Source organism: Paenibacillus sp. P4_E11, from assembly GCF_056401635.1.
Map to the genome: position 1 here is coordinate 1 of NZ_JBFUIX010000333.1, position 2,465 is coordinate 2,465.

Sequence of the window (2,465 nt, forward strand, 5' to 3'; positions counted from 1 at the left end):
GTGATAAGTTGGTTATTGTCGTCCATGATGACGGCAGGCGGGAATGCTTCCATTTTGATTATGCGAATGTTGATGAGAGCATCTCGATGATTACACTTGACGACGATGAGGCGCGTTTGGTCGCCAGTATCATCGGAGGAATGACATATAAACCGAAAGCGTTAGAAACGATTGAAATGGCATTGGATGATCTTATCATCGAATGGTATCGGGTTGAACCGGATTACTTATGTGTAGGCAAAACCATAGGTGAGCTGAACGTTCGTCAAAGCTCGGGAGCGACTATTATTGCCATCGTGGAGAAGCTACATTCCACCAAGCATATCAATCCCGGCCCCGAAGTGGTGTTGACCGCGGATTGCACGCTTGTAGTAGCTGGTGAGAGGAGGCAGCAGAAGCATCTCAAGACAATTCTAATGAATGGATGTGAGTGAACCTATGAACTACATTGTGTTTGAAATCGGGGTGGCCATTGCGCTGATCGCGCTCGCCGGACTGCTGTCGATCAAGCTGCGGTTCTCGGTCATTCCGTTCTATATATTGGTAGGTATGGCGGTAGGACCACATTCCTTCGAATGGTGGCATATTGATTTGAGGTTCATATCCAGTGCACCGTTGATTGAATTTCTAGGCCGGATCGGTGTGCTGTTCCTTCTCTTTTATTTGGGCCTTGAATTCTCGGTTGGACGGCTTATCAAGTCGGGACGATCAATTGCGGTTGGCGGTACGATTTATATATTGATCAACTTTACACTCGGCCTGCTGTTCGCATACGTAGCAGGACTTCCGTTGCTCGAAATGCTTGTTGTAGCCGGAATTACTACGATATCCTCTAGTGCGATCGTTGCCAAAGTACTGGTGGACTTGAAACGAACAGCGAATCCAGAGACCGAGATGATTCTTGGCATCATCATGTTCGAGGATGTATTCCTCGCCATCTACATCTCGGTCGTCTCCGGACTTGTGCTCAGCGGTTCGACGTCCATAGGAGGCATCGTACTCTCAGCACTTATCGCACTGGGCTTCATGTTGTTCGTCCTGATTGCCGGACGCAAGGCGGTGCCTCTCCTCAATCGACTGTTGAATATTCGTTCCAATGAACTGTTTATGCTCGTAATATTCGCGGGGTTGTTCATTATCGCGGGCTTCTCGGAGACGATTCATGTGGCAGAAGCGATTGGAGCGTTGCTCGTAGGGCTGGTACTTGCGGAGACCGAACATATGAAGCGGATCGAGCATCTCATTTTACCCTTTCGTGATTTTTTCGGTGCGATTTTCTTCTTCAGCTTCGGCCTTACGATTGATCCGCTCTCCCTCGGCGGTGCTGTATGGTTGTCGTTGGCCGCTGTGGTGCTAACGTTAATTGGGAATTTCGCCGCAGGGATGTGGGCTGGCCATAGTGCAGGTTTGTCACCGAAGGCGTCGGTCAATATAGGTCTAACCATCGTGGCACGCGGAGAATTTTCCATCATTATGGCTAATCTCGCCAAAGCAGGCGGTCTACTCCCTATCGTACAGCCCTTTGCTGCCCTGTATGTACTCATATTAGCTGTAATCGGGCCTCTATTGACCAAAGAAACCAAATTCATATACAGCGGGCTCGAGCGTGTGCTCAGGCTAACAGGTTGGAAGCGAAAAAACAAAATGCCGGAAAACGCAGCTTCTCAGGATCACTGAGGCATGAAGCACCTGTAATTATAGCGACAATCGGATGGTGCAACATCTACCCCATTAGTAAGGAGGAATCGATGTGCGACATGTAAAGGAGAGGATATGGCTACACAGAGGTTTTATTAGAAAAGATGATTGGGCGGCTCCGGGCAATTGTTCACTTCACATGCAATCCGCCCTTGGGTATATAACCATGCTCGCGGCAATATTTATCTCGGCGACGAGACTGCTACAAGGCTCAAGTTGGAAGCGGAAAATGCGTATTATTACGGCGCTGCCGGATCCTGTAGCGGTAACCATTCATCAGAGSATTGGACGAAATGTGACGAGATTGACGAGATATCAGACGAGAAGCGGCCAGTTGATGCACACGATGGAGCTTATCATCTATAGGCTCGAGGAGGTAACGTTGACCGAGCTTATATATTCCATTGATCCCGACGCGTGGGTTGACGTCATTCCGTTAAGGAAATCGTGTGGATGGCATGGAAGCGTCTGGCGATCCAAACGACATTCCCATGCGAAGCTGCCCGATGTAACCAAGTATGGAAATGAGCTTCATGATGATTAAATGTTAGCAAAACGGCCTTATCTCATGTTTACATGAGTTAAGGCCGTTTTGCATCATCTCACCAATTAAAGATAAAATAGTTACTGCTGCCCCAACTCTTCTTGAGATGGTGGCTCAAAAATCAATATCCACTCTTTTAGTGATGTTTCGGTTATATAAAATGTGCCCTGAGGGAGTATAGCATTTCTTGCCACGAGACGTGCCAACAGCATCTCTTCAGATG

At 48.0% G+C, this 2,465-nt stretch carries 3 protein-coding genes; all 3 read left to right on the top strand.

What is annotated here, in order from left to right; translation table 11 throughout:
* A partial coding sequence (locus tag AC1DWB_RS33595) for a cation:proton antiporter regulatory subunit (protein WP_477545428.1) occupies positions 1 to 434 on the top strand: 434 nt, incomplete at its 5' end.
* A 4-nt stretch (positions 435 to 438) separates the two neighbouring features.
* Positions 439 to 1,677 carry a cation:proton antiporter gene (locus tag AC1DWB_RS33600; RefSeq protein WP_477545429.1) on the top strand — a complete coding sequence of 413 codons (1,239 nt, stop codon included), beginning with the start codon at positions 439 to 441 and terminating at the stop codon, positions 1,675 to 1,677.
* Positions 1,678 to 1,927: 250 nt separating this feature from the next.
* The gene (locus tag AC1DWB_RS33605; protein ID WP_477545430.1) at positions 1,928 to 2,242 is read left to right on the top strand and encodes a hypothetical protein; all 315 of its coding nucleotides are present in this window, start codon (positions 1,928 to 1,930) and stop codon (positions 2,240 to 2,242) included.
* The last annotated feature ends 223 nt before the right edge of the window (positions 2,243 to 2,465 follow it).